General features: G+C 65.4%; 17 protein-coding genes and 1 other RNA gene. 9 read left to right on the top strand and 9 right to left on the bottom strand.

Going from position 1 to position 21,913, the window contains the following annotated elements:
• Nucleotides 1-37 precede the first annotated feature (37 nt).
• The 3 genes from F4827_RS01190 (at nt 38) to F4827_RS01180 (ending at nt 4,424) form a co-directional block, all read left to right on the top strand.
• Nucleotides 38-1,807, top strand: coding sequence for a cation:proton antiporter (locus F4827_RS01190; protein WP_183720687.1), 1,770 nt, complete (start codon nt 38-40; stop codon nt 1,805-1,807).
• 155 nt (nt 1,808-1,962) lie between these two features.
• On the top strand, nt 1,963-3,483 hold the full coding sequence (locus F4827_RS01185) for a gamma-glutamyl-gamma-aminobutyrate hydrolase family protein (RefSeq protein WP_183720690.1): 1,521 nt from the start codon (nt 1,963-1,965) through the stop codon (nt 3,481-3,483).
• Between the two features lie 218 nt (nt 3,484-3,701).
• Nucleotides 3,702-4,424, top strand: coding sequence for a DUF2968 domain-containing protein (locus tag F4827_RS01180; protein ID WP_183720693.1), 723 nt, complete (start codon nt 3,702-3,704; stop codon nt 4,422-4,424).
• 105 nt (nt 4,425-4,529) lie between these two features.
• Here the strand turns inward: F4827_RS01180 and F4827_RS01175 are convergent, their stop codons facing one another.
• Together F4827_RS01175 and F4827_RS01170 are read right to left on the bottom strand one after the other, a co-directional pair.
• Nucleotides 4,530-5,816: a hypothetical protein gene (locus F4827_RS01175; RefSeq protein WP_183720696.1), complete on the bottom strand. Its 1,287-nt coding sequence runs from the start codon at nt 5,814-5,816 to the stop codon at nt 4,530-4,532.
• A 237-nt stretch (nt 5,817-6,053) separates the two neighbouring features.
• Nucleotides 6,054-6,596: a GNAT family N-acetyltransferase gene (locus F4827_RS01170; protein ID WP_183720699.1), complete on the bottom strand. Its 543-nt coding sequence runs from the start codon at nt 6,594-6,596 to the stop codon at nt 6,054-6,056.
• Between the two features lie 376 nt (nt 6,597-6,972).
• Between F4827_RS01170 and F4827_RS01165 the strand changes: the two genes are divergently transcribed.
• Nucleotides 6,973-8,268: an MFS transporter gene (locus tag F4827_RS01165; RefSeq protein WP_183720702.1), complete on the top strand. Its 1,296-nt coding sequence runs from the start codon at nt 6,973-6,975 to the stop codon at nt 8,266-8,268.
• Between the two features lie 79 nt (nt 8,269-8,347).
• Here F4827_RS01165 and F4827_RS01160 read toward each other — a convergent pair whose 3' ends face one another.
• A complete protein-coding gene (locus F4827_RS01160; protein ID WP_183720705.1) occupies nt 8,348-10,258 on the bottom strand; it encodes a lipopolysaccharide assembly protein LapB in 1,911 nt (636 codons plus the stop codon).
• A 147-nt stretch (nt 10,259-10,405) separates the two neighbouring features.
• Here F4827_RS01160 and F4827_RS01155 point away from each other — a divergent pair, with 147 nt between their 5' ends.
• The 3 genes from F4827_RS01155 to F4827_RS01145 all read left to right on the top strand — a co-directional run bounded on the left by F4827_RS01155 (nt 10,406) and on the right by F4827_RS01145 (nt 13,615).
• Nucleotides 10,406-10,726 carry a helix-turn-helix transcriptional regulator gene (locus tag F4827_RS01155; protein ID WP_233178086.1) on the top strand — a complete coding sequence of 107 codons (321 nt, stop codon included), beginning with the start codon at nt 10,406-10,408 and terminating at the stop codon, nt 10,724-10,726.
• On the top strand, nt 10,726-11,751 hold the full coding sequence (locus F4827_RS01150) for a cation diffusion facilitator family transporter (RefSeq protein ID WP_183720711.1): 1,026 nt from the start codon (nt 10,726-10,728) through the stop codon (nt 11,749-11,751). The genes F4827_RS01155 and F4827_RS01150 overlap by 1 nt, the downstream gene beginning before the upstream one ends.
• A gap of 103 nt (nt 11,752-11,854) precedes the next feature.
• On the top strand, nt 11,855-13,615 hold the full coding sequence (locus tag F4827_RS01145; protein WP_183720714.1) for an FAD-dependent monooxygenase: 1,761 nt from the start codon (nt 11,855-11,857) through the stop codon (nt 13,613-13,615).
• A gap of 6 nt (nt 13,616-13,621) precedes the next feature.
• Here the strand turns inward: F4827_RS01145 and F4827_RS01140 are convergent, their stop codons facing one another.
• Genes F4827_RS01140 through F4827_RS01125 form a run of 4 tightly spaced genes read right to left on the bottom strand, consistent with a single transcriptional unit; the run spans nt 13,622 to nt 18,933 of the window.
• Nucleotides 13,622-13,867, bottom strand: coding sequence for a formate dehydrogenase subunit delta (locus F4827_RS01140; protein WP_183720717.1), 246 nt, complete (start codon nt 13,865-13,867; stop codon nt 13,622-13,624).
• A 14-nt stretch (nt 13,868-13,881) separates the two neighbouring features.
• On the bottom strand, nt 13,882-16,827 hold the full coding sequence (gene fdhF, locus F4827_RS01135) for a formate dehydrogenase subunit alpha (protein ID WP_183720720.1): 2,946 nt from the start codon (nt 16,825-16,827) through the stop codon (nt 13,882-13,884).
• Nucleotides 16,828-16,840: 13 nt separating this feature from the next.
• On the bottom strand, nt 16,841-18,409 hold the full coding sequence (locus F4827_RS01130; protein WP_183720723.1) for an NADH-quinone oxidoreductase subunit NuoF: 1,569 nt from the start codon (nt 18,407-18,409) through the stop codon (nt 16,841-16,843).
• Nucleotides 18,406-18,933: an NAD(P)H-dependent oxidoreductase subunit E gene (locus tag F4827_RS01125; RefSeq protein WP_183720726.1), complete on the bottom strand. Its 528-nt coding sequence runs from the start codon at nt 18,931-18,933 to the stop codon at nt 18,406-18,408. The genes F4827_RS01130 and F4827_RS01125 overlap by 4 nt, the downstream gene beginning before the upstream one ends.
• A 131-nt stretch (nt 18,934-19,064) precedes the next feature.
• Between F4827_RS01125 and F4827_RS01120 the strand changes: the two genes are divergently transcribed.
• Both F4827_RS01120 and F4827_RS01115 read left to right on the top strand, forming a co-directional pair.
• Nucleotides 19,065-20,150, top strand: a complete 1,086-nt coding sequence (locus F4827_RS01120; RefSeq protein WP_183720729.1) for a substrate-binding domain-containing protein — start codon at nt 19,065-19,067, stop codon at nt 20,148-20,150.
• 141 nt (nt 20,151-20,291) lie between these two features.
• Entirely contained in the window at nt 20,292-20,558 is a 267-nt protein-coding gene (locus tag F4827_RS01115) for a hypothetical protein (RefSeq protein WP_183720732.1), read from the top strand.
• 160 nt (nt 20,559-20,718) lie between these two features.
• Here F4827_RS01115 and ssrA read toward each other — a convergent pair.
• Nucleotides 20,719-21,088, bottom strand: a transfer-messenger RNA (tmRNA) gene (gene ssrA, locus F4827_RS01110).
• A gap of 97 nt (nt 21,089-21,185) precedes the next feature.
• Entirely contained in the window at nt 21,186-21,902 is a 717-nt protein-coding gene (locus F4827_RS01105; protein WP_183720735.1) for an HAD family hydrolase, read from the bottom strand.
• Between the last annotated feature and the right edge of the window lie 11 nt (nt 21,903-21,913).

Genomic DNA, 21,913 nt, shown 5'->3' with positions numbered 1-21,913 from the left:
TCAGCTATTCGATAGCATTTTGTAAGGAATTGGGCTTATGCACCAGGGAATCGGCTTCATTCAGGATCTGGCAGTCGTGATGGCGATCGCCGGGATCGTCACCGTGCTGTTCCATCGCCTGAAGCAGCCGGTGGTGCTGGGCTATATCGCGGCGGGCGTGATCATCGGGCCGTACACGCCGCCGTTCCAGCTGATCCACGACGAGCAGACCATCCAGACGATGGGCGAACTGGGCGTGGTGTTCCTGATGTTCTCGCTCGGCCTTGAATTCAGTCTGCGCAAGCTGTTCCAGGTGGGGGCGACGGCGATCGTCGCGGCCATTTCGGAAATCGTGGTGATGCTGTGGCTCGGCTACGAGATCGGCCGGGCGTTTGGCTGGGCCGCGATGGATTCGCTGTTCCTCGGCGCGATCCTCGCGATTTCCTCGACCACCATCATCGTCAAGGCGCTCTCGGATCTGGGCGTCAAGCGCGAACCGTTCGCGCAGCTCGTGTTCGGCATCCTGATCGTCGAGGACATCCTGGGCATCGCCATGCTGGTGCTGCTCGGCGGCATCGCGCAAACGGGCGAACTGTCGCCCGGCATTGCGCTCATCACGCTCGGCAAGCTGCTGCTATTCATGCTGGTTTCGCTGCTGGCGGGCATCCTGGTGGTGCCGCGCGTGATCGGCTATGTGGCGCGCGTGGGCAGCGACGAGATGCTGCTGGTGTCGGTGCTGGGCTTCTGCTTTGCGTTTTGCCTGCTGGTCGTCAAGCTCGATTACTCGATCGCGCTGGGCGCGTTTCTGATTGGCGCGGTGATGGCCGAATCGCGCCATCTCGAACGCATCGAGCATCTGGTCGCGCCGTTGCGCGACGCGTTTTCGGCGATCTTCTTCGTGACCATCGGCCTGATGCTCAACCCGCTCGTGCTGGTCGACTACGCCTGGCCGATCGCGGTGATTTCGCTGGCGGTGGTGTTCGGCAAGCTGGTGTCGTGCGGTCTGGGCGCCTTCCTCGCGGGCCGCGACGGCCGCACGGCAATGCGCGTGGGCATGACGGTGTCGCAGATCGGCGAGTTCTCGTTCATCATCGCCTCGCTCGGGCTCACGCTCAAAGTAACCAGCAGCTTTCTGTATCCGATCGCCGTGACGGTGTCGGCCATCACCACGCTCACCACGCCCTATCTGATCCGTTTCGCCGATCCGCTCTCGCAGCGCCTCGCGCGCGCCATGCCGCCCGCGGTGTCGAACGTGTTCGGCATGTACAGCCAGTGGCTGCGCTGCCTGATGCCGCGCTCGCAAGGCGAGGGCGCCCCGACGCTGTTTTCGCTCACGCGGCGCATCGTGTTGCAGATCGCGGTGAATCTGGCGCTGGTGTCGGCGATCTTTATCGGCGTCTCGTACGGCGCGCGCTTCGCGTCCCCGTTCATCGCCAGCTGGGCGCCCGATGAACGCATCCAGCGCGTGGTGCTCTGGAGCGCGGCGCTGCTGCTGGCCATGCCGTTCCTCGTGGCGGTGTGGCGCAAGACCCAGTCGCTTGCGCTGCTGCTCGCCGAGGTGAGCGTGCAGCCGGAGAAGGCCGGGCGCTTCACGCGCGCGCTGCGCCATGCGATCGCCGAGCTGGTGCCGGCTGTGTCGATGATCGGCGTGTTCGTGCTGGTGGCGGCACTCTCGGGCACGATCCTGCCGCCGACGGGCTTTCTGATTGGCGTACTGGTGTGCGCGGCGCTGCTCACGATGCTGTTCTGGCGCTGGTGCGTGAAGATCCACGCGAGCATGCAGATCGCGCTGCGCGAGACTTTCGACGAGCGTCAGGACCCGCATTGAGGCCAAACGGGGCGGCGGCCCGCGGGCGCGGCCAATGTGACGGAATGTGAGCAATTGTGCAAATGGGTGGCGGCCTTATGCAGTGGGACGCATAATCGAAACCCTGTTCATCCGTTTGCGCCCTGCAACGATGTAGCGCGCCCCGACCCCACGTCATGAGCGACAACAAGACCGACCGCCCCGAGGTTCCCGACGGCGCAGGCCGTCCCGCCGGATCCAGTGAATCCACCCGTTCCACCGATTCCACCGATTCCGGCACTGCTCCTTCCTCTTCTGCTTCCTCAACGCCCTCTGCTGGCCAGGCGACTGGCTCCGGCGAGTCCGCCCAGCGCGCGTCGACCGACGCGCCGGATAGCGCCTCGAACGTGACGTCTGGCTCGGCAGGCGCCGACAGTTCCGGCGGCGGCATCGATGAGGAGCCGGTAGCTTCAAAGGCTGCGCCTTCCGCCGCATCTGTCGCATCTGCCGGCGCTGCTGCCGCAACCGAAGCCGCACAGGCCCGCGAGGAAGCCGGGCGTGCCGTCGAGCGCCAGGCGGCCGAAGCTGCGGCGAGAGCCGCAGCGACTGGCGCCGGCAAACCGCAGGTGCCAATCGAAGTCGCCGCCGATGCCGATCGTGACGTGCCTGCGCCCACCGCAAGCGAGGCAAAACCCGCCGCGCCCGAAGCCGCCGCGCAGGCGAAGCCGCCGCAGACGGGCGGCGCGACGCGTCCTGGTGCCGCGCCCGCAGGTTTCGGCCAGGCGCCTGACTTCACCGCGCAGAATCCGCCGCCGCCGGGCGCATTGCCGCCTGAAGCGCCGCGCTATCTGCGCCCGAGCGATTCCGCCTGGTCGGTGCTCGGACGCATCATCGCGGCGCGCGCGCGCCAACTGTTCGACCGCGCGGGCCAGCGCATCACCCAACGCACGTTGCGCATCGGCGTATCGGCGCGCATCTTTCACCCCGAACCGGGCGCTCAAGGGCTGCGCGGCAAGACGCTTCAGTACCTGGAGGAGTCGATCGCGCACTGGGTCATGTCGCGCGACGTGATCGTCTTCATGATTCCGACGGTCGGCCATCAGGGCATGCTGCACCCGAGCAATATCCGCCTGCGCGACTACGCGAAGCATCTCGACGGTCTGCTGCTCCAGGGTGGCGCCGACGTCTCGCCGCAGACTTATGCGGAAGTCTCGCCGCGCCCGGAATGGCCCGGCGATCGCGTGCGCGACATGTACGAGCTGGAACTGCTGCACGAATTCGTCGAATCGGGCAAGCCGGTGCTTGGCGTGTGCCGCGGTTGCCAGCTGATCAATGTCGCGTTTGGCGGCACGCTGTATCAGGACATCGCCAGCGATGTGCCGACGGCCGGCGTGCACGTTAGCGAGCATTACGACCAGCACCGCCACGCGATTACTTTCCCGGAGGGCTCGTCGCTGGCGAGCATGTTCCCGGGGCGGCGCGAAGCCATCGTCAACTCGATCCATCACCAGGCGGTGAAGACGCTTGGCCGCGATCTCACCGTCGAAGCGGTTTCTGCGGGCGATGGCCTGATCGAAGCGGTGCGTTACCGGCGTGCCCCGTTCGTCGTCGGCGTGCAATGGCACCCGGAGTTTCATCGCGCAGGCGGCCCCGAATTGCTCGACTGCACGCCGTTGCTCGATAACTTCCTGCGTTCGGCGCGCGAGACGCGCTTCTGACGCTTTCACGAAGGACTGTTGTACGTTTCAGCAAAAAGGGGCGATAGCCCCTTTTTCTTTTTCTCGTACGAGTCTTCCGACAATTCCTAAGATTGAGTAGGTGATTTCGGACAAGCCATTGGCAGGTTCTTTTGTTATCCGAAATTAAACGACGTTTATGAGATTTTCGGGCGGCGATAATAAGCGGTTACTCGGAATCCTGAACGGAACAGGTAGTCATGAAGCAATCCTCTGTGCTGCGGCGCGCCCTGCTGGCCGCTGCGGTCTCAACACTCCTGCAACAGGGCGCGCCCGCATGGGCCGGCGCGCCCGCAAGCGACGCCGCGCCGGTGGCGGGCAGCCGCCCCGCGCTTGGCAGCCTGACGCCCCAGCCCGCGGGTACAACCGCGCCAGCCGGCATGGTTGACGACCAGGCATCGGCCGGAGCCTCGCAAGGCGACGTCGCCACGCTGATGCAGCTCATCCACGATGCGCAACTGGTCGAACTGCGTACCACGTACAACGCCAGTTACGGGGCGAGTCTATTCTTTTACCCGCCCGAAATGACTTACTACGTGGTGCTGTTCCAGGACAAGCACTTCTGGCGCGTGATTCGTTCGCAGGACGAAGCGCGCTCGGAATCGATCTATGCAAACTTCGTGCAGCAGACCCAGCGTCTTGCCGAAGTCGAGATCCGCCGCATGCAGATCGAGGCGCAGAAGGCCTTTATCGAGCGGGTCATTGCCATCAACGAAGATCGCGCCCGCCGCCTTCAAGCCGATCTCGACGTCGCGCGTACGCAGCAGGCGCGTGTCGACGACTACCAGCGCCAGGTGCAGGGCAACGCGGCCGCGCTCAACGCCGAGAAGATCCAGGCGCAAGCGCAGTTGCGCGAACTGCAGATTCAGGTCGACCAGCTTCAGCGTCAGACGGAGCAGGGCTTGCCGGGATCGCGCCGCTAGGCAAGTCAGGATGACGAGTTGCTTGCAGGAAACAGAAAGCCCGGCGAGAAGCCGGGCTTTCTGTTTGTCCGAACACCGCGTATCGCCGAGCTGCGCTCGACGACTCTACTTTGCGAAGCGGTCGGGCACTTCGGTCACGCGACGTTGCGCGACATGATTGACCCAGTCCGTGCTGTCGGCGGCGACCGAGGCGCGACTGACGGAGCGCGGTGCGGTACGGGTGTTCGCGTAGGTCGTGATTGCGGGATATTCGTCGCTGGAATTGACCGCAAACTGATGCGGAGAATACTGCGCAGCCTCCGAATACATTCCGTTTGTGCGTTGCGTGGTGACGAGCGGCGCGCCGCGCTGTGAAGTGAATTCGTGCACCGCGTGGCGCGTGCCTGTGCTGCGTGCAGCCTTGGCCGCCTGATGGCGCTTCGCCGTCACGGCGCGCTTTTCGCTGACATGCCTGGGTGCAAGCGCGGCTTGCACAGGCTTGCTGGCGGTACGCATCTTGAAGTCGGGGTGCTTCGCGGTTGCTGCGCCCGCGGCTGCGGTGGCCAGCGCAGCCGCAGGTTCGCTCCGGGTTGCCGCGACCGGCGTAACTGGCGTAATCGGCGCAATCGGCGTAACCGGTGCAACGACAGACCCGGCATCGCGCACGGAAGAAGCGGCTGTCGCGGCCCGTTGAGCTACGACTGTCGAGCCGATCGCCACCCCGCGCTCATGACTGGCGTCGTTCGCGCCAGTGGCCTGCGCAGCGTCGATCACGCCCGAGACCGAGCGGTCGTGCCGTGCGCGTTCGTCGACAAGGCGCGTTGAGGATTGTGCAGAAGCAGGTGGCGAAGACTGCGCCAAAGATGGTGTGTCGCTCTTCGCAGCCGGACTCGTGGTCGCATGCAGCGTGGAGTCGCCTTTGTCGTCGCGAAATTGCGTGTGGCTGGCGACGATCCAGGCGAGCAACGCCGCGCCGCCGATGGCGACGGCGCTGGCCGTGAGCTTGTGTGAAGGTGGCGGCGTGCGCGCCGCCTGGGCGCTTTGCGTACGCTGCGGGGTTTGCGCGGGCGCGGGTTTGCCGCCCGCTGCAGCAAGACCGCCGATGGCTTCGGCCGCCGCCTGCTGGGCCTGCGTGGCGCCCATCGCTGCGCCAACCGGAGCGGCGGCGGGGCGCGGCGGCTCGGCGACGTTGCGCGGTTGACGATCCCAGCGATACGCCTGGCGAAACGCCTCCGCGCTCAGGCAGATGGTGCGCAGGAACGCCGCGTAGAGCGCGTGCAGTTCGGTGCGCAGGCTGAATTGCGACGGCATGAGGGCCCATTCGCGACCGAACGGTGGTGGAACGCGATTGAGCGGGCGCATGTGCGGCATCGCGAGTGCGCCTTCCACCTGGACTAACGGATAAGTTGACATGGATCTCTCGCTGCCTTGTTGTGGTGAAACACCAGAACACGGGGGTGTTCGAAAGGCGCGCCACTGGCCAACGCGGCAGCGCGCTATTCGGGAATCGTATGTTTGGCCCACGATCATGCAGGGCCGATTCCCGGCAATCCATCGGAAACGTCTGAAATTTAGACTGGAATCATGGTTTTTGCGTGCAGCACGGCCGGTTTGCCTGCCCAGCTCTCGCGGGCACGTGCGCGACCGCTTTTAAATGTCCGCGAGCCGATACACGTAGCGCAGCGCGGTGATGTCGACGCCGCCCATGCGATCGGGCTCGGAACCGGAAAACTCCCAGCCTTGCCGCTCGTAGAACGCGATGGCCGGCGCATTGCCGTCGAGCACATACAGATAGAGCTGCGCTTCGCCCTGCGCGCGCGCCCAGCTCTGCGCGGCCTCCATGAGCCGCTTGCCGACGCCCATTCCCTGATATGCGGGCAGCGCATGCAGATTGTCGAGCAGCACGCCCCACGGCGATTCGGGCTGGCGCTCGACGCACACGAAACCCGCCGGCGTGGCGGCGGCAGGCGGCGCATCGAGTTCGGCGATCAACACAAGGCGGCGCTCGGCGCCAGGCGCTTCCATGCGCGCGCGCCAGTAGGCTGCTCGCTCCGCATTGACTTCGCTTTCAAGAAAGGCGGCTGGCAGCAAGGCCCGATAGGTGGCCTGCCAGCTGGCGGCATGCATGGCAGCGAGAAGCGGGGCATCGGCAAGCGTGGCCGGTCTTAGTGTGAGGGTAGCGGCGGTGGACATGCGCAGGCGTCGGTTATGCGGAAAAGGCGCGACTCATCACGGAATTCGTCGGAATGGGCTGCATCGATGGGCTATTGTGCATGATAGGCACGGCGATGCGAACCGCCCCGGCTGCAGGCGTCATCGAAAGTTAAGTGAAATATAAGAAGGTAATTAGAAAGCATTGCACGAAGTTGGCAGGTGTTAGCTAACGCGGCCAGGTCTTACCCGGATTTATGGGTGAAGGCGCGCGCAGCATAATGGGCGCCCGCGCGCGCGAGGTCGTGGCGCATCGGAGTTTCTTGTTTTATCGGCAGTCCAGACGCAGTCATGCATGCACCCGCGGCACCCGCGTGCATCTGTGCGCAGGCCGTCGGCAACCCCTACAGAGATCGTCATGTCCACAGCGACCCACGCTCCTTCCAGCGAATCGAAGTTCCGCACGGTGTTTCGCGTCGTCAGCGGCAACTTCCTGGAAATGTACGACTTCATGGTCTACGGCTATTACGCCTCGGCTATCGCCAAGACCTATTTTCCGGGCAATGACCCGTTTGCCTCGCTGATGCTGGCGCTTTCGGTGTTCGGCGCGGGTTTCCTCGTGCGGCCGCTCGGCGCGATCATCCTCGGCGCGTACATCGACCACCACGGGCGGCGCAAGGGCCTTATCCTCACGCTCGGCCTGATGGCGCTGGGCACGCTGACCGTTGCGGCGGTGCCGGGCTACGCGACCATCGGCGCACTCGCGCCGGCGCTCGTGCTGCTCGGGCGCCTGCTGCAGGGTTTCTCGGCGGGCGTGGAACTGGGCGGCGTGTCGGTCTACCTCTCGGAGATCGCGACCAAGGGCAACAAGGGCTTCTACGTGTCGTGGCAGTCGGGCAGCCAGCAGGTCGCCGTGATCTTCGCAGCGCTGCTGGGCGTGTTGCTGCACCGCCTGCTGCCGGTCGAGGAAATGACCGCCTGGGGCTGGCGTGTGCCGTTCATCATCGGCTGTCTGATCGTGCCGTTCCTGTTCCTGATCCGCCGCTCGCTGCAGGAAACCGAGGAATTCGCCAGGAAGAAGCATCGCCCGTCGATTCGCGAAATCATGGCGTCGATGGTGCAGAACTGGGGCATCGTGCTGGGCGGCATGGGCATGGTGATCATGACGACGGTGTCGTTCTACATGATCACGGCCTACACGCCGACCTTCGGCAAGGAAGTGCTCAAGATGGGCGAGCTCGACACGCTCGTCGTGACGGTGTGCATCGGTTTGTCGAATCTGTTCTGGCTGCCGGTTTCGGGCGCGATCTCGGACCGCGTCGGCCGCCGTCCGGTGCTGCTGGCCTTCACGATTCTCACCATCCTGACCGCCTATCCGGCGGTGCAATGGCTGGTGGCCGATCCGTCGTTCGCGCGCCTGCTGATGGTCGAGCTGTGGCTCTCGTTCCTCTACGGCTGCTACAACGGCGCGATGGTCGTGGCGCTCACCGAAGTCATGCCCGCCGACGTGCGCACGGCCGGCTTCTCGCTGGCCTATAGCCTTGCGACGACGATTGGCGGTTTCACGCCGGCGATTTCGACGTACCTGATCCACATCAGCGGCAACAAGGCTGCGCCGGGCGCATGGATGGGCGTCGCGGGCATTTGCGGGCTGGTCGCCACGCTCGTGCTCTATCGCACGGCGCAAGCGCGTAATCAGTACAAGACGGTCTGACGCGTAGCGCAGCAATACAAAAAACCCGCAGCGTTGAACTGCGGGTTTTTTTGCGTCTGAAGGTTTCAGGCGAAGTTTTTCAGCCTTCGCGCAAGGCGCTGGCGACCTGCGCCACGACTTCATCCCATGCGCCCGGACGCGGCTGGCGCACGAGCTGCGCGCGCGGATACCACGGGCTTTCGTTCGTGCCCGTGAACCAGCGCCAGTCGGCGGCGAACGGCAGCATCAACCAGAGCTTGGCATCGAGCGCACCGGCAAGGTGAGCAATCGACGTGTCAATCGAGACGACGGCGTCGAGCCGTTCGATCACGGCGGCGGTGTCGGCGAAATCGGCGAGCTTCTCGCCCAGGCGATGGATCGAGCGCGCGCGCGGATGCCTATCCAGCGCTGCGTGTTCGGCCTCGGTCAAATGCGGTTGCAGGACGATCCAGTCGATGCCGTCGAGCGCGAACAGCGGTTCGAGCGCGGCGAGCGGCATGCTGCGGTTTTCGTGCTTGTGGATGCGGCCCGACCACGCGATGCCGATCTTGCGACGCGCCTGGCCGCCCAGCGAGCCGCGCCATTTACGGCGATATGCGGTGGGGGCGGCGAGATAGGGCATCGGCGCGGGCAGGGCGTCGAAGCTCGTGCCCAGCACGAGCGGTAGTGATAGCAGCGGACATTGCAGATCGGCCTGCGGGCGCGGCGCGCCCTGGGAGATCAGCGTGATGCGCGCCGTCTGGGCCGCGGGCGCGACGAGCGGCACGAGCGGCGCCTGCACTTCGAGCACGATGCGCGTGCCCGGCTGCGCAAGTGCCAGCACCGACGGCACGAAGCGGATGAATTGCAGCGTATCGCCGAAACCCTGTTCGGCGTGGATCAGCAGCGTGCGTTCGCCAAGCGGTTCGCCTCGCCAGCGCGGCACGCCCTGCGCGCAGGTGGGCGCGGGCTTGGGTTCGCGCGAGGGCAGGCCCAGCGCGCCGAAACCCTCATCTCGCGAGGTCGGGTCCAGACGCCATTCGTACTCGGGCAGGCCGCGCCGGAAGTCGCCGAGCGTGAGCCAGGTCAGCGCCCGGTTCAGGTGCGCGGCGGCCAGATCGGGGCGCGCGCGCAGCGCTTCGTCGAAGGCGCGCAGCGCGGCGGCGTGACGGCCGAGCGCATGCTGGGCGGTGCCGAGCGCAAGCCACGCGAGCGCAAACTTCGGGTCGAGGCCAATCGCGCGCTCGTAGGCGGCGATCGCTTCTTCATGGCGGCCAAGCGCCGCCAGCGCATTGCCCAGACCGAACAACGCAGGCGCGAACTGCGGCTGCAGCGCCAGCGCGGCCTCATAGCCCGCTACGGCATGCGCGTGATAGCCGGTCGCGTCGAGCGTGTTCGCGAGGTTGAAATGCGCGGCGACGAAACGCGGCTGCACGCGCAGTGCCTTCTGGAAATGCTCGACCGCGCCCGCGCTGTCGCCGAGCGCATTCAGGGCCATGCCAAGGTTGTTGTGCGCGCCCGCGTGGCCCGGGCGGATCTTCAGCGCGCGCCGGAAGGCGTCGGCGGCTTCGGCGTGGCGGCCCAGCGCATGCAGCGCATTGCCCAGGTTGTTGTGCGACGAGGCGTCGCCGGGCTGCAGGCGCACCGCGTGGCCGAACGCGTACATCGCGTCCTCGTGTCGGCCGATCGCCGCATAGGCGTTGCCGAGGTTGTAGTGCGCGAGCGCGAACGTGGGCGCGAGCGTAAGCGCATTGCGAAAGCGCTCGATCGCTTTGTCGAGCTCGCCCATCGCCTTCAGTGCGTTGCCGAGGTTCAACTGGAGCGCGGCGTCGTCCGGGCGCAGGTCGACCGCCCGGCGCACGAGGTCCGCGGCTTCGGCGTGCTGGCCCTTTTGATGCCGCAGCACGCCGAGCATGTGCAGCGCATCGACGTGCACGGGATCGGCGGCGAGCGTCGCACAGTAATCGCGCTCGGCATCCTCCAGCCGGCCGTCGCGATGTGCGGCGAACGCGCGGACAAAAACCTGTTCCATGACCGAAAGGCAACCACGTTGGAAATCTAAAGGCGGCATTTTCCCACACTCGCGCAGGCGTTCCGTAATCGCCAGGTAGGGACTTGACCGTGCGCGTCACCGCAACTAACATGTGAACAACTATTCATATATCAATGTATGATCCGCATGCCGACGAATTTCGACGATGAACGCGTGGTGCCGCTTGCAGACCTGTTCCGCCTGCTCGGCGATCCAACGCGGCTGCGCATCGTGCTGGCCTGCGTGCAGGGCCGCACGGCGGTGGGTGCGATTGCCGACACGCTCGGGCTGTCGTCGTCGCTGGTGAGCCACCACCTGCGGCTATTGCGCGCGGCGCGCATCGTGCGAGCGGAGCGCGAGGGCAAACAGGTCTTTTACGCGGCCGCCGACGCCCATATCAGCGCGATGCTCGCGGGCATGCTCGAACACGTGGCGGAGCCTGCGTCAGCGTTGCCGGAGGTGAATTGATGAGCGCCGAACACCCGCACGCACACGGACATGACCACGGGGGCCACGATCATGCTCATGGCGCCCATGCTGGGCATAGCGGCCACGGCCACGCCCACCACCACCATCACCACGCTCCCGTGGCGGGACACGGCCGCGCGTTCGCATTGGCCGTCGCGCTCAATATCGTCATCGTGGTGGCGCAGGGCGTCTATGGCGTGATCGCACATTCGGCTGCGCTGCTGGCCGACGCCGGCCACAATCTCTCCGATGTGCTGGGTCTGCTGCTTGCCTGGGGCGCGACCTGGCTCGCCACGCGGCGGCCGTCCGCGCGCTTCACGTTCGGCTTCGGCAGCAGTTCGATCCTGGCGTCGCTTGCGAATGCGGCGCTGCTGCTGGTCGCGTGCGGCGCGATACTCGCCGAAGCCGTGGGCCGCCTCGTCAGCCCCGCGCCCGTCGCGGGCTTCGACGTTTTCGTGGTGGCGACGATCGGCATGATCGTCAACGGCTTTTCCGCGTGGCTCTTCATGAGCGGGCAAAAGGACGACATCAATATTCGCGGCGCTTTCCTGCATATGGCTGCCGACGCGGGCGTTTCGGCCGCGGTGGCGATTAGCGGTCTGGTGATTATCGGCACTGGCTGGAGTTGGGTCGATCCGGTGATGAGCATCGTCGTCGTGCTGGTGATCTTGCGCGGCACGTGGGGGCTGCTGCGAGAGTCGGTGCGGCTCGCGCTGGCGGCCGTCCCCGAGGGCGTAGATATCGATGGCATCCGCCTTTATCTTGCGCAGCAGCATGGCGTGACCGATGTGCACGATCTGCACGTCTGGGCGCTGTCCACCACGGGCAACGCGCTCTCCGCACATCTGGTGATGCCGGCAGGGCATCCCGGCGACGCCGCGCTGGACGGCATGGTGAGCGCACTGGGCGAGCGCTTTCGCATGAAGCACGTGACCTTGCAGGTCGATCTGGGTACGAGCGTGCATCGTTGTGCGCTCGATGTGGAGATCGCCTCGTCGAGCGCTCACGCGCATCGACATACCTGAGTGCGCGATGCCTGCGCGATACCCGGGCGCCACGCCGGCTCGGCCACGGCCAGGCGGATAGCGGGCGTACACTACGGTGCATGTCGACCGCATGGAGGTCTGCATGACCGAGGTTTTATCCCAGCCGTCCGTGCTCATCGTCGGTGCGGGGCCGACGGGTCTTGCCGCTGCGCTGAGCCTCGCCCGCGCGCGCATTCCGTTGCGCCTGATCGATCGCGCACCCGAGCCCGGCCGTCATTCGCGCGCCATCGGCATCCAGGCGCGCACGCTCGAACTGTTCGAGCAGCATCGCATCGTCGAGCCATTTCTCGCGCGCGGTCATCGCGCGCACGTCGCCAATCTTTATTCGAACGGACAGCGCCGCGCGCGGCTCGATTTCGATCCGCTGTTCACGCGCTATCCCTATCTGCTCTTTCTCGATCAGACCGAGACCGAACGCATCCTTGCCGCGCAACTGGCGAGCTTCGGCGTCGAAGTCGAGCGCGGCTGCGAACTGCTGGAACTGCATCAGGGCGCGGCCGGCATCAGCGCCGACGTGCGTTGCGCCAACGGTCGCGTGGAAGCGCTGCGCTGCGCGTATCTGATCGCCGCCGACGGCGCGCACAGCACCGTGCGTCATCACCTCGGCATGGAGTTCGAGGGCGAGACGCTGGCGCAGTCCTTCCTGCTTGCCGATATCGAAGCCAGCACGCCCTGGTCGGAGAACGAGTTTCATGTGTTCGCCTCGGGCGATGGTCTCGCCGCCTTGTTTCCCTACGGGCACGGCCGCTATCGTCTGATCGCCGATCACAAGACCATGCTGCCCGCCGCGCCCGAAGGCGCGATCCCCGTGCCGACGCTGGAGGAGTGCCGCTCGGTGGTCGAGCGGCGCGTGCATCATCCGGTGTCGATCGCCGATATGAACTGGGCCTCGTACTTCCGCATCAATAGCCGCATGGTGCGTTTTCTGCGCAAGGAGCGCGTGTTCTTCGCGGGCGACGCCGCGCATGTGCACAGCCCGGCCGGCGCGCAGGGCATGAACACGGGCATCCAGGAATCGTTCAATCTGGGCTGGAAACTCGCGCGGGTGCTGGGCGGCGCGCCCGACCGGCTGCTCGATACCTATCACGCTGAGCGCTCGCCGATCGAGCGCATCGTGCTGCGCCAGACCAGCTTCATGACGCAACTCGTCGAAGCCGATCATGGACCGCTCAAGCTGCTGCGCGAGCGCGTGATGCCGGCGCTTGTCGCGCTGGGGCCGTTGCGCGACGCGGCGCGTCAGGCGGTGAGCGAACTGTCGATCCAGTACCGGCGCAGCCCGCTGACGCTGGAGCGCGTGCTCGATGGCGGCCCGCGTGCGGGCGAGCGCGCCCCCGATGCCTGCGTGCGGGTAGTCGACGGGCCGCTCGGCAAGGCCCCGGGCAAGGGTCGTATTTTCGATCTGCACGACCCGGCGAGCTTCTCGCTGTTCCTGCTGGTGGATGCCGATACAGTGCGCGCAGCCGAAGCCGCGGAGCATGCCGCGAACGGTGGGCCGGCGGACGCAGGGGCGAGCGTGCGCAATGCCACGACAAACGGCTCCCACAATGGCAATGGTCCCGACGCCTTGCGTCATTTTGGCGATGCCGTCGAGCGCGCCTTGCCGCAGGCGGTGCGGGTCTGGTGGCTGGCCGATCTGGAGCAGGGCGAGACGCCGCCGCTCGCGGGCGAGGGCGCGCCGGCGCTCGGCGATGCATACGGTCGCACGCGTCCCGCCTTCTATCTGGTGCGGCCCGACGGCTACATCTGCGCGCGCGGCCGCACGAGTTCGGACCTGCACGGCTTGCTGCGTCACTGCGAGACGTGGTTCTCGCCCGCGCCGTCGCCAAAACCGTCCGCGCAGTAATTTCCGCTAGTTGGCAGGCGTGAGCGCCGCGCGATGCTGCACCAGCGCGGCGCGCACGATCTCGCTGAAGCCCGCTTTGTCGTGCGCGCCATCGTCGGTGTCGAGCGCCGCGAGCAGCGCGCGCCGCATGCGCGGCTCCCAGAACTTGCGGATGTGCTCGGCGATGCCCGTGAGCGCTTCCTCGCGATCGGGTAGCGAGTCGAAGAACATGCCGATCTGGTTGGCCATCTCGATCAGGTGAGCGGTTTTCATCGCTTGGATTCCCCCTATTTCCCGGATGTCGTCACGATTTCGCGCTTGCCAAGCAGGTCGAGCTGCGTCGCGTTGAAACGCGAATACTCGCGCTGCCATTCGGACGCTTGTTGCACGTGGCTCACCTGCACGGCGGTCACCTTGTACTCGGGGCAATTGGTGGCCCAGTCGGAAGCGTCGGTGGTGATGACGTTCGCGCCCGATTCGGGGAAGTGGAAGGTCGTGTAGACCACGCCCGGCTGCATGCGCATGCTGACCTTCGCGCGCAGCACCGTATGACCCGCGCGCGATTCGATGCCCACCCAGTCGCCATCGCGAATGCCGCGATCCTCGGCATCGACCGGATGCACTTCCAGCCGGTCTTCCTCGTGCCAGCGCGAATTTTCGGTGCGACGCGTCTGCGCGCCCACGTTGTACTGCGAGAGGATGCGGCCGGTCGTGAGCAGCAGCGGGAAACGTCGCGTGACCTTCTCCGGCGAGGCGATGAACTTCGTGATGACGAACTTGCCCTTGCCGCGCACGAATTCATCGATATGCATGATCGGCGTGCCGTCTGGCGCCTGCTCGTTGCAGGGCCACTGGATGCTGCCCATTTCGTCGAGACGCTTGTAGGACACGCCGTGGAAGGTGGGCGTGAGACGCGCGATCTCGTCCATGATCTGTGACGGATGGGTGTAGTCCATTTCGTAGCCCAGCGCGCGCGCGAGCAGGATCGTCACCTCCCAGTCGGCGTAACCGGCGATGGGCGGCATCACCTTGCGCACGCGCGAAATGCGGCGCTCGGCATTGGTGAAGGTGCCGTCCTTTTCGAGGAACGACGAGCCCGGCAGCAGCACATGCGCGTACTTGGCCGTCTCGTTGAGGAAAATATCCTGCACGACGATGCATTCCATCGACGACAGCGCCGCCGCCACATGCTGCGTGTTGGGATCGGACTGGACGATGTCCTCTCCCTGGCAGTAGAGGCCCATGAAGGTGCCGTCAAGCGCCGCCTCGAACATGTTCGGAATACGCAGGCCCGGCTCGCTTTGCAGCGCGACATTCCAGGCATCCTCGAAGAGGGCGCGCACATTGGCGTCGCCCACATGGCGATAACCCGGCAGTTCGTGCGGGAACGAACCCATATCGCACGAACCCTGCACGTTGTTCTGGCCGCGTAGCGGATTCACGCCGACGCCTTCGCGGCCGATGTTGCCCGTGGCCATCGCCAGATTGGCGATGCCCATCACCATCGTCGAGCCTTGCGCGTGTTCTGTCACGCCCAGGCCGTAATAGATCGCGGAATTGCCGTGCTGAGCGTACAGGCGCGCGGCGGCGCGCACTTGATCCGCGGGCACGCCGGTGAGCGGCTCCATCGCTTCGGGCGAGTTTTCCGGCAGCGCGACAAAATCGCGCCATTGCTCGAATGCGCGCGTCTCGCAGCGCTCGGCCACGAAGGCTTCGTTGACGAGACCTTCGGTGACGATCACATGCGCGAGCGAATTGACTATCGCCACATTGGTGCCGGGGCGCAGTTGCAGATGATGCTCGGCCTTCACGTGCGCGGTATCGACGATATCGATGCGGCGCGGGTCCACCACGATCAGCTTCGCGCCCTGGCGCACGCGGCGCTTCAGACGCGAGCCGAACACCGGATGCCCGTCGGTCGGATTCGCGCCGATCACCATGATGACGTCCGAGTGATCGACCGAGGCGAACGTCTGTGTGCCTGCCGATTCGCCCAGCGTCGTCTTCAGGCCGTAGCCCGTGGGCGAATGGCACACGCGTGCGCAGGTATCCACATTGTTGTTGCCGAACGCGGCGCGCACCAGCTTCTGCACGAGATAGGTTTCCTCGTTCGTGCAGCGCGACGACGTAATCCCGCCAATCGAATCGCGCCCATGTTTCGCCTGGATGCGGCGGAATTCGCTGGCGGCGTAGTTCAGCGCTTCTTCCCAGCTCACTTCGCGCCACGGATCGGTGATCTTCGCGCGGATCATCGGCTTCTTGATGCGGTCCTTGTGCGTCGCATAACCCCACGCGAAACGACCCTTTACGCAGGCGTGGCCTTCGTTGGCCTGGCCGTTCTTGTGCGGCACCATGCGCACGACTTCGTTGCCCTTCATTTCGGCCTTGAACGAGCAGCCCACGCCGCAGTACGCGCAGGTCGTCACCACCGAATGTTCGGCCTGACCGAGCATCACGACGCTCTTTTCCTGCAGCGTGGCGGTCGGGCAGGCGGCCACGCAGGCACCGCACGAGACGCATTCCGAATCCATGAACGCTTCGTTCGCGCCCGCCGCGACGCGCGATTCGAAACCGCGTGCGGCGATCGTCAAGGCGAAGGTGCCTTGCGTTTCCTCGCAGGCGCGCACGCAGCGGTTGCAGACGATGCACTTGGACGGATCGTAGGTGAAGTACGGGTTCGATTCGTCCTTCTGGTCCTTGAGGTGATTCGCTCCATCGAAGCCATAGCGCACTTCGCGCAGACCCGTCACGCCCGCCATGTCCTGCAGTTCGCAGTCGCCGTTGGCGGGGCAGGTGAGGCAGTCGAGCGGGTGATCGGAGATATAGAGCTCCATCACGTTGCGGCGCAGCTTTTGCAGGCGCTCGCTCTGCGTGCGCACCTTCATGCCCGCTTCGACGGGCGTGGTGCACGAGGCCGGATAGCCGCGCCGCCCTTCGATCTCGACCAGACACAGACGGCACGAGCCGAACGGTTCGAGCGAATCGGTCGCGCAGAGCTTCGGCACGTTGACGCCCGCTTTGATCGAGGCGCGCATCACCGAAGTGCCCGCGGGTACGGTGATGCTTCGGCCGTCGATTTCGAGCGTGACGTCGATATCGGCGTGGCGCAGCGGCGTGCCGTAATCGGTGTCGTCGAAGGGCGAGTGCGCGTTGGCCTTGTTCATGGCAGCGGACTTGCAGGCGCAATTGCCGGAACCGCAACCACCGGCTTGAGACATGAGCGTGTCGGACATGGTGGTTCCTCGTTCAGGCAGCCGCGTTCTGTTGCGTGGCGAGTGATGGGGATTCGAGACCGAAATCTTCGGGGAAGTGATCGAGCGCGGAGAGTACGGGGAAGGGCGTCATGCCGCCCATCGCGCAGAGCGATCCGGCCACCATCGTGTCGCACAGATCGCGCAACAGCGTGATCTGCTTCTCCGAGGTGTCGCCTTTGCGGATCTTTGCGATCACTTCGACGCCGCGCGTCGAGCCGATGCGGCAAGGCGTGCATTTGCCGCACGATTCGAGCGTGCAGAATTCCATCGCGTATTGTGCGAGTTCGGCGAGATTGGACGTATCGTCGTGCACTACGATGCCGCCGTGACCCACAACTGCGCCGACCGTCGCATATGCTTCGTAGTCCATCGGAATGTCCCACTGGCTTTCGGGTAGATAGGTGCCAAGGGGGCCGCCCACCTGCACGGCGCGCGCGGGACGGCCGCTGGCGGTGCCGCCGCCGTAGTCCATCATCAGTTCGCGCAGCGTCACGCCGAAGGCCAGTTCGACCAGGCCGCCGCGCGCGATATTGCCCGCCAGCTGGAACGGCAGCGTGCCGCGCGAGCGGCCCATGCCAAAGTTCTGATAGAACGCCGCGCCCTTTGCGAAGATGATCGGCACCGTGGCGAGCGTGATGACGTTGTTGATCACCGTGGGCTTGCCGTAGAGACCGGCGAGCGCGGGCAGCGGCGGCTTGGCGCGCACGACGCCGCGCTTGCCTTCGAGCGATTCGAGCAGCGCCGTTTCCTCGCCGCACACATACGCGCCCGCGCCTTTGGCGACGAACAGGTCGAAGCGCTTGCCGCTGCCGAGCACATCGCCGCCCAGCCAACCGGCGGCGCGCGCGCGGCGGATCGCTTCTTCGAGCGCGGCGATCGAATGCGGATACTCGCTGCGCACATAGATATGGCCGACCGTCGCGCCCACCGTCACGCCCGCGATCGTCATGCCTTCGATCAGCACGTACGGATCGCTTTCCATGATGAGGCGATCGGAGAAGGTGCCCGAATCGCCTTCGTCGGCGTTGCAGACGATGTACTTCTGATCGGCGTGCGCCTGCGCGACCGTGCGCCACTTGATGCCGGCCGGGAAGGCCGCGCCGCCGCGTCCGCGCAGACCCGATTCGATCAGCGACTGGCAGGCATGCTCGCCGGTGAGCGTCAGCGCGTTGCGCAACCCTTCGAGGCCGCCGTGCGCGACATAGTCGTCGGTCGACAGCGGGTCGGTGATGCCGATGCGCGCGAACGTCAGGCGTTGTTGCTTGTGCAGATACGGAATCCGCTCGACGAGGCCCACGCTGCGCGCATGCTGGCCGCCTTCTACGAAGCCTGCGTCGAACAGCGCGGCCGCCTCGCTGTCTTCGACGTTCGCGTAGCCGACCCGGCCATCGGCGGTTTCGACTTCGACGAGCGGTTCCAGATAGAGCAGGCCGCGCGAGCCGTTGCGTACGAGTTCGATATCGATGCCACGCGCGGCGGCTTCGCGCTGGATCGCGGCGGCGACATCATCGGCGCCAAGCGCCAGCGCCGACGAATCGCGAGGAACGTAGATGCGCGTCATGCGGCCTCCTCGGTGCGGGCCGTGGCCGCCGTGGCTGCGAGCGCGTTCGCGAGCAACGCATCGAACTTCTGCGGGGTCACTTTTGCGTGCAAGCTGCCGTTAATCATCATGGCGGGCGAAAGCGCGCACTGGCCGAGGCAATAGACCGATTCCAGCGCGACGCAGTGCGCCGATGCCGGTTCATGCGCGCCGAAGCGGCATCCCGTTTGCGCTTCGGCATGCTGTGCGAGCGCTTCGCCGCCCATGCTGCGGCACGCTTCGGCGCGGCACAGCTGGACGACGACGGGCGCAGGCGGCGCGGTACGGAAATGGTGGTAGTAGGTGAGCACGCCATGCACCTCTGCGCGCGAGAGATTCAGCGTCTTGCCGAGCGGCGCGATGGCGGCTGGCGGCACGTAACCGAGTTCGTCCTGGATCGCGTGCAGGATCGCAAGCAGGGTGCGGCCAGGCAGCGCGTGACGCTGCACGAGCGCTTCAGCCGTCGCGCTGGAAAGCGCGGCTGAAGGCGATTTTGTCTCGTCCATTGTGAGGCTCCTCCAGGGGCATATATGCACTTGTTATTCATAAAGTGTGCATCTATGCTGGGGTTGTCTTGTAGTATGGACGAACAATAGGCCCGTAGAATGGCCGTTGCAATAGGAAGGAAGACTTCATAATGATCAAGGTCGATTGCCATGCGCAACTGGTCGTGCGCGACGCGGATGGCCGCGAGGCAAGCCTGACGGACGTTGTGCCGCTGCTCGCGCTCGTCGCGGAAGAAGGCAGCATTGCGCAGGCCGCGCAGCGTAAGGGTTTGTCCTATCGCCACGCGTGGGGTTTGTTGCGCGATGTCGAAGAGCGCCTGGGCGGCGCGCTGATCGCCAAGGCGCGCGGCCGGGGCTCGGTGCTGTCGGAACTCGGCGAGGCGGTGCTGCGCTCGCAGCGTCTGTGCGCCGAGCGCCTGCACGGCAATCTCCAGGCGCTTGCCAGCGAAGTGGCGAGCGACCTAAACCGCTGGCTCGCGCCCGATGTGCAGGATCTGCGCATCCACGCCTCGCACGGCTATGCCGTGGCCGCGCTGGTCACGGCGCTGGTCGGCGATCAGGTGCCCGTCGAAATCAAATACCGCGATAGCGCCGATGCCATTACGGCGCTCGCGCGCGGTGAATGTGATCTCGCGGGCTTTCATCTGCCGCGTGGCGAATTCCGCGCAGCCTGCGCCGATGCCTACCGCAACTGGCTCGATCCTCAGCGGCATGTGCTGATCCATCTCACGCGCCGCAAGCAGGGCCTGTTTGTGGAGCGCGGCAACCCGCGCGGGATCGCCGGTCTTGCCGACCTCGCGCGCGCCGACATCCGTTTCGTGAACCGTCAGCCGGGCTCAGGCACGCGCCTCTTGATCGACCTGCTGCTCACGCGTATTGGCGTCGATCCGGATCGCGTGAACGGGTATGCGTCGGCGGAACTCACGCATTCGGCGATCGCGGCGTTCGTGGCGAGCGGGATGGCCGACGTGGGCTTCGGTGTCGAGCCGGCGGCGCACCACTTCGGCCTCGACTTCATCCCCATCGTCGACGAGGACTACTACTTCGCCTGCGAGCGCAGCCAGCTTGAACGCGAGCCGCTGGCCGCGGTGCTCGAACTGCTGCGCGGCGAGCCGTTCGGGGCGTCGGTGGCGCAGCTGCAGGGTTACGATCCGGGCGAGTGCGGCACGGTCGTGCCCCTCGGCGAAGGCTGGCTGGGCCACGCTTTCGCGGCTTGAGCGGAGGCCGGCGCGCTCAGGCCTTGTAACGCAGAGCAATTTCTCCGTAAGCCTGCGCTGCAGAATCGGCGAGTTTTTGTGATACTTTCGACCGGTATAAGCTCCCCCGTTCCAGATGCGCGCCGTCCGCGCCGATCGACCATGAAATTCTTGCTCAATGTTTGTGCAGCTGCTGCAACCGCAGGCGTGCTGTTTGCCACCATCGACGTCGCATTCGCGCAGAACTCGCCCGGCGTGCCAGGCGGCATCCTGACCGACGAATTCCGTCTCCAGGAACATCCGCAGATGCAGTTCGCCGCGTCTGCACCGTCCAGTAAATATCAGCACGGCAAAACGTCGGCAATGCGCAAGAAGGGCGATCTGGGCGACCCGAACGGCTGTAATCTGCAGTGCCCGCAAGATAATTAAATGTCGGGATTTTTTTGCAAATCTTGAAATAAAAAGCGGCGCATCGTGCGCCGCTTTTTATTTGGTCAAACTTTGTTACAGATTTATTGCGCTGCAAAAACAAAAAACTCGCGACGCTTTTAAAAGCGTTCGCGAGTTTCTATTTTGCTGCAGCAAATTCTGGTGGAGCCGGCGGGAATCGAACCCGCGTCCAGAAGCAATCCATAAACAGTTCTACATGCGTAGTTCAGTCGTTTGATTTAACCGGAGCGACGCGGACGAACACGCTGCGCTACGGCGATTCACTAGATTTTCGACTCTGGCGTCGTGACGCCGACAGAGCTTAACTGACGTAAATGACCTCTGGCGGTATTGCTACCGGTCTTGCGACACTAGCCCGTCAGTGAGCCAGGCAGAGGACGGCGGCCCTTAGGCTGCCAGTGCGAACGTATCGTCGTTTGCAGTTACGATTTTCCCATTGATTAACGAGGTGACGGGTCCTCGGCATGCCCTGCCTACTTCATAACCCCTGTCGAAACCAGGTCGGCCCCAGAGGAAGGATCAATTATCCCATAGTTCGGCAGATGAGGCGAACCGTGCCCTTTTCAAGGGGCGCGGCGGCCTCTGACGCGCCCCCAAGGTTGCCGCTCAAGCAGGCTGTACGTGCTGGAGCAGGGCGAACAGGGACTCGGTGGTATCGGCCACGAAATCGGCGTTCCACTGCGCGGGCGGCTCGACGTTGCCGCAGTAACCGTAGCCGGCGGCGATCGTCGCCATGCCTGCGGCGTGGCCGGCCTGCACATCGCGCAGATCGTCGCCGACGTAGACCAGGCGTGTGGCGTCGATGCCGAGCGCCTGCGCCGCGTGCAGCAGCGGTGCAGGGTGGGGCTTGGAATACGGTGTCGTATCGCCGCTCACCACGCAGGCGGCGCGCGTGTCCAGGTGCATCAGTTTGACGAGCGGATCGGTCAGGCGCGCCACCTTGTTGGTGACGATGCCCCAACGCACGCCGCGCGCGTCGAGGTCGTCGAGCACTGCGTCGATGCCCGCGAACAGCGCGGTTTCCACGCGCAGGTTGGCCGCGTAGTTGGCAAGGAATTCTTCGCGCATCGCGGCGAACTCGCGGTCGTCCGGGCCGATGCCGAAGGCGCCGCCGATCAGGCCGCGCGCGCCGGCGGACGCCAGCGGGCGCAGTTTCTCGTAGGGCGTGGGCGCCAGACCGCGCGCATGGCGCATCTGGTTGACGGCGGCCGCGAGGTCGGGCGCCGTATCGGCGAGCGTGCCGTCGAAGTCGAACAGGACGGCGTCGCAGGCGCGCAGCGCTGCGCAGTGCGCCGGGTTTTGCTCAGGCGTGGTCTGGGTCATGTCAGGAAGAA

The sequence above is a fragment of the Paraburkholderia bannensis genome (genome assembly GCF_014200455.1).
GTDB lineage: Bacteria > Pseudomonadota > Gammaproteobacteria > Burkholderiales > Burkholderiaceae > Paraburkholderia > Paraburkholderia bannensis_A.
Note: the sequence above shows the minus strand (reverse complement) of the source record. Positions and strands in the feature narration are given on the sequence as shown.